This window comes from Mesorhizobium sp. M7A.F.Ca.US.006.01.1.1, assembly GCF_003997935.1.
In the GTDB taxonomy this organism is placed as follows: domain Bacteria; phylum Pseudomonadota; class Alphaproteobacteria; order Rhizobiales; family Rhizobiaceae; genus Mesorhizobium.
Map to the genome: position 1 here is coordinate 1 of NZ_RZQL01000354.1, position 5,416 is coordinate 5,416.

Annotated in this window: 4 protein-coding genes and 1 pseudogene; all 5 read right to left on the bottom strand. The window is 64.3% G+C overall.

Features of this window, described 5'->3' with window-relative positions; genetic code table 11:
* A partial coding sequence (locus EN943_RS34545; RefSeq protein ID WP_281060876.1) for an NAD(P)-dependent oxidoreductase occupies positions 1-584 on the bottom strand: 584 nt, incomplete at its 3' end.
* Positions 585-586: 2 nt separating this feature from the next.
* Positions 587-1,945 (bottom strand): aspartate aminotransferase family protein, encoded by a 1,359-nt coding sequence (locus tag EN943_RS34550; protein WP_127416324.1) that lies wholly within the window; start codon positions 1,943-1,945, stop codon positions 587-589.
* Positions 1,946-2,017: 72 nt separating this feature from the next.
* A complete protein-coding gene (gene phnY / locus EN943_RS34555) occupies positions 2,018-3,475 on the bottom strand; it encodes a phosphonoacetaldehyde dehydrogenase (RefSeq protein ID WP_127416325.1) in 1,458 nt (485 codons plus the stop codon).
* 264 nt (positions 3,476-3,739) lie between these two features.
* Complete coding sequence (phnA, locus tag EN943_RS34560; protein ID WP_127416326.1) at positions 3,740-4,999, bottom strand: phosphonoacetate hydrolase; 1,260 nt, start codon at positions 4,997-4,999, stop codon at positions 3,740-3,742.
* 24 nt (positions 5,000-5,023) lie between these two features.
* Positions 5,024-5,416 (bottom strand): annotated as a pseudogene (locus tag EN943_RS34565) (2-aminoethylphosphonate--pyruvate transaminase); the annotation flags it as partial.

Below are 5,416 nucleotides of genomic sequence, written 5' to 3' on the forward strand. Positions count from 1 at the left end.
GTGTGGAGATCATCGGTCTTCTCGATGCCGGCGTCGTGCATCGTTGCCGCATCGACACCTGGATCGAAGCCAAGAACGCGCGCGTGAAATCCCTGTCCGGCCATGCGCGCCATGCTGCGGCCGATCTTGCCGCAGCCGACGAGCCCAAGCGTGGCGCCGGACATGTCGCGCCCCAGCCAGCGTTGCTCGGGCCAGATCCAGCCATCACGCGACACCGCCGCCGTGATCGCCGGCAGCCGCTTGGCGAGCGCGATCATCAGGGCGAAGGCGCCCTCGGCGACGGTTTCCTCGGCATAGTCCGGCACATTAACGACAGGAATGCCGCGCCGCATTGCGGCAAGGATGTCGATGGCATCGACGCCGACGCCATATTTGACGATGCCCTTCAATCTGGGAGCCGCCTCGATCACCCGTGCGGTGATCGGCGTGTAGCACATCAGCAAAAGATCGGCGTCGGCAACGGCCTGCACGAGATCCGCTTCGGGGATGCCGTCCGGCAGCGTCACCAGCTCGACACCCCTCGCCCGCAAGCCGGCGTCAATGCCGGGGCATTCGAGCTCGCGGTCGGTGCGCACGGCCTTCACGGTCAGGCCGCCAGCACGGCACTCTCGACGATGTCGAGCGCGCGGTCGAGGTCGGTTTTCGAAATGACCAGCGGCGGCGACAGCGTCAACACGTTGCCCTGGCTGATCTTGAAGCTCAGCCCCCGTTCAAGGCAGGCATAGAAGACGCGCTCGGCGAGATCGCGTGCCGGCTGGCGCGTATCGCGATCTTCGACGAGCTCGACGCCGACCATCAGTCCCCTGCCCCTGACGTCGCCGACATGGGGCGAGCGCGCCATCAGGTCGTGCATACGCTCCAGCATGTGCCGGCCAAGTTCGGCCGCACGCTCGACCAGCCCTTCCTCCAGGATGATGTCGATCGTCGTCAGCGCGGCGCGGGTCGTCACCGGGTTCTTCTCGTGGGTGTAGTGACCGATCGCGAAGCCACCGGTGACGTCGAGATCGCGGCGCGCTATGACGGCGGCGATCGGCAGGATGCCGCCGCCGAGCGACTTGCCGAGGACGACGATATCGGGCGTCACATCGTCATGCTCGTGGGCGAAGAATTTTCCGGTCTTGCCGAGGCCGGTCGGGATCTCGTCGAAGATCAAGAGCGTGCCGTGCCGGTCGCAGGCCTCGCGCACCCGCTTCCAGAAGCCCGGCGGCGGAGGGTTTGGCGTCGCCCGCATCGGTTCTGCGACGACCGCCGCCACGTCCTGCTCGCGGCCCAGAACATAGGCGATCATGTTGGCGCAGGCGAGGCCCGATGCTTCCAGGGAATCGTGGCCATAGGGGCAGCGATAGCCATCCCACGGCGCGACATGTTCGGTGCCGGTCATCATCGGGCCTGATATGTGCGATCGGAAGGTCGCCTCGCCGCCGACGCTGGCTGCGCCGAAGCCGGCGCCGTGGAACGCATCCCAGAACGACACCGTCTTGAAGCGGCCGGTCGCGGCGCGGGCGATCTTCAGCGCGACCTCGATGGCATCCGAACCACCGGTGGTGAACAGCACCTTGCCGAGATCGCCGGGTGCCAATGCCGCCAGCTTCTCCGCCAGCTCGACGGCGGGCTCGCAGGTAAAGCGGCGCGGCGCAAAGCAGAGCTCATCGAGCTGCTTCTTGATGGCGGCCACAAGCCTTGGATGGCCATAGCCGAGGTGATGGACGCTGTTGCCGTGGAAATCCATGAAGCGGCGGCCGGCGGTGTCCTCGATCCAGATGCCTTGCGCCTTCGCGATCGTCGACAAACAGGGGCTGGACAGGCTCTGGTGCATGAAGGCGGCCGCGTCGCGATCGAGCAGGCCGCGGATCCGCGGATCGTCCTGCCCGGCATCCCAGCGGCCGCGAGCCGCTGTGGTGTTGGAATCGCCTTCGGTGTGCACAAGCTCTTTGATCGCGGCCATCATGGTCTCCGAAACGCGAATGAGGGAGCGGCGAACGCTCCCTCGATTGTTCTATCCGTCAATGCCGTCCGGTCAGGACCAGGGCAGCGAAAATGTCTTCACATTGGTGTAGCTCTTCATCGCCTCGATGACGCCTTCCTTGTAGCCATTGCCCGAATCCTTGATGCCGCCGAAGGGCGACATCTCGATGCGGTAGCCCGGCACTTCCCAGATGTTGACGGTGCCGACCTGAAGGCCGGCGATGTATTTCTGCATGCGCGGAAAAGAGTTGGTGCAGACGCCCGACGACAGGCCGAAGGCGGTCGAGTTGGACAGTGCGATCAGCGCATCGTCATCGTCCGGCGCGCGAACGATCGGGATGATCGGCCCGAACGTCTCTTCCATCACCAGTTCGGATGTGTGCGGCACGCGATCGACGACGATCGGCGGCAGCAACGCGCCCTGGCGACCCGGATTGTAGAGGATTTCGGCGCCCTGCTCGGCGGCCATGTGGACGCGCGCTTCGAACAGCGCCGCCGCCTTCTCGTGCACGACGGTGCCAAGGTCGGTCAAGCGGTCCATGGGGTCGCCGAAGCGGATCTTCTTCGCCCGCTCCAGCACCAGCGGCACGAAGCGGTCGGCGACGCTTTCCTGGATGAGGATGCGCTTGACCGCCGTGCAGCGCTGGCCGGAGTTCTTCGTCGCTCCGGCCACTGCAAGGTCGGCTGCCTTGGCCAGATCGTCATCGGAGAGATCGTTGAGGATGATCAGCGGATCGTTGCCGCCGAGTTCCAGCACCTGGCGCTTGTAGCCGGCGGTGCGGGCGATCATCTTGCCGACCGGCACGCCGCCGGTGAAGGTGATCAGATCGATGTTCTCGTTGGTGATCATCTCGTTGCCGATATCGGTCGGCCAGCCGGTCACCACCGACAGCATTTCGGGCGGCAAGCCGGCTTCGTAGAGGATGTCGGCCAGCAGAAGCGCCGTCATCGGCGTCAGTTCGGTCGGCTTGACCACCACGCAATTGTTGGTGGCGATCGCCGGCGCCACCTTGTGCGAAACCATGTTGAGCGGATGGTTGAACGGCGTGATCGCCGAGATCGCTTTCAGCGGTTCGCGGGTGGTGAAGATCTTGCGCGCCTTGCCGTGCGGGGTGAGGTCGCAGGAAAAGATCTGGCCGTCATCCTGGATGCACATCTGCGCCGACAGCGTGAACACGTCATAGGCGCGGCCGACCTCGTAGAGCGAATCCGCCTTGGAGATGCCGAGCTCGAGCGTGATGAGATCGGAGATTTCCTCCCGGCGCGACGCCAGCGCTTCCGCCGTGCGAAACAGGATCTGCTGGCGCTCGTAGCGGGTCAGCTTCGATTTGTAGCCGGCGGCGATCTCGAAGGCTTTTCGCGCGTGCTCGGCACGCCCGGCCGGCACGGTGCCGATGACGGTATCGTTCCAGGGATAGCGCACCTCAACGACGCCGTCGGCATCGACTCGTCTGCCGGCAATGCGCATCGGCTCGTGGCGAACTTTGATGGCAGGGTCGAGTTTGGTCATGTCAGTGTTCCCGGTGCTCAGAGAGCTACATCGATCTTTTGTTGGCGAGGCCATCGCGTCTTGGCAATGGCTTCCCCCACTCCGTCGCCGCTTCGCGGCGTCACCTCTCCCCTCTCCGGAGGGAGAGGAAGGGAGCCAAGGCCGGCGAGCTCAGCGCCCTTCCTCTCCCCCGTCGATCGGGGGAGAGGTCGCCCGAAGGGCCGGAGTGGGGGTCGACCAGTGCCATCATGGACGGCGACACGCCCTACCGGCGATCCAACTCACTCAGCCCGCCAGCGCCGCCGCCATGGTGGCGTAGTAGAAGGCGTCGAAGTTTCTCAACACAGGTTCGTTCGGCAATTCCGGCAGCACACGGTTGACGATGAACGGCACTTCCTGCTCGGTCAGCCCGCCATGTGAGCGCAGCGGCTCATTGAGCGCCGCCAGATCATGGCGATGTTCCGAGGTGCCGATCGTCTTGTTCTCGGTCGAGATCAGCACGATATCGCCGATGCGGTCGGCCGGCAGTTCGAAGCGTTCGCAGGCCGTCGGGCTGTCGACGACCAGCATGATGCCATCGATCTTGGCCAGCCGCGCCATGATATCTGCCTGGTCGGCGCCATCAGGCAGATAGGCGGTGGCAAACGAGCCAAGTGCGCCGTGATGCACGACATAGGGATCGGTGATCGGCAGGATTACGCGAGCGGCGTCCTTGCCAAGCCACTCGTCGAGCAGGTCCTGGACATAGACGACGTCGGGCGAACCGTCCGCCTTGTGCTTGGGCTTCATGCCATGGTCGGCGGTGACGACGATCGCCGCGCCCAGCGCATCAAGCTCGGTCAGGTACTTGTCGAACATTTCGTAGAAGGCGTTGGCCTGTGGCACGCCGGGCGCATATTTGTGCTGCACATAGTCGGTGGTCGTCAGGTACATGATGTCGGGGCGAAATTCCTTCAGCAGCTGGACGCCGGCGGCGAAGACGAATTCCGACAGCTCTGCCGAATAGACCTCCGGCACCGGCAGACCGAAATGCTTCGAGGCATTGGCGATGCCATGCTCGGCTACAGTCGTGGTGTCGGACTTCTCCGCCGAGAAACACAGGGCGCGGCCTTCATCGAAGGCAAGACCCTTGCCAAGCAAGGCACGCAGCTTGTCCTTGGCGGTGACCACGGCGACCTTGGCGCCTGCATCGTAGAAGGCTTGGAAGATGGTCGGCGCGCGCAGGAAGCGCGGATCGTTCATCATCACTTCCTTGCCGGTCTCGCGCTCATAGAGATAGTTGCCGCAGATGCCATGCACGGACGGCGGCCGGCCGGTGGCGATCGACAGATTGTTGGGATTGGTGAAGCTCGGAATGACCGAGTGCGCAAAACGCACAGTGCCCTTCTGCTTTATCCTGACCAGCGCCGGCATCAGCCCGGCCTCGATGGCTTCGTCGAGATAGGCCGGCTCGCAGCCGTCAAGGCAGATAGCGATGGCCGGCACACGCGGCCAGGCGTAGGTGCGGCCGTTGACCGCGACGTTGATGGGAGACATCTGGTTCATCTGATATCCTCGAAATCGGCCGCTTCAGGCGGCGAGTTTGGCGCGTTCGGCGAGTGCCGCGGCGGGTGGGGCGGCGGTGTCGACACCCATTTCATGCAGCGAGAAAGCCGCCGCCTCGACGACGCGGCGCATGACATGTTCGTCCATCTGGCCGATGCAGCCGATGCGGAAGCTATCGACGGCGGTCAGCTTGCCCGGATAGATGATGAAGCCCTTGTCCTTCATCAGGTTGTAGAAGCGGTCAAAGGCAAAGTTGGCATGGGCCGGATTGAAAAAGGTGACGATGATCGGCGACAGCCAGCGGTCTTTCAGCAATGTTTCGAAGCCGAGCTCGCGCATGCCGGCCACCATGACATCGCGGTTCCTGGTATAGCGGGTGCCACGCCCGGCAACGCCGCCCTCGGCCTCGTGCTGGCG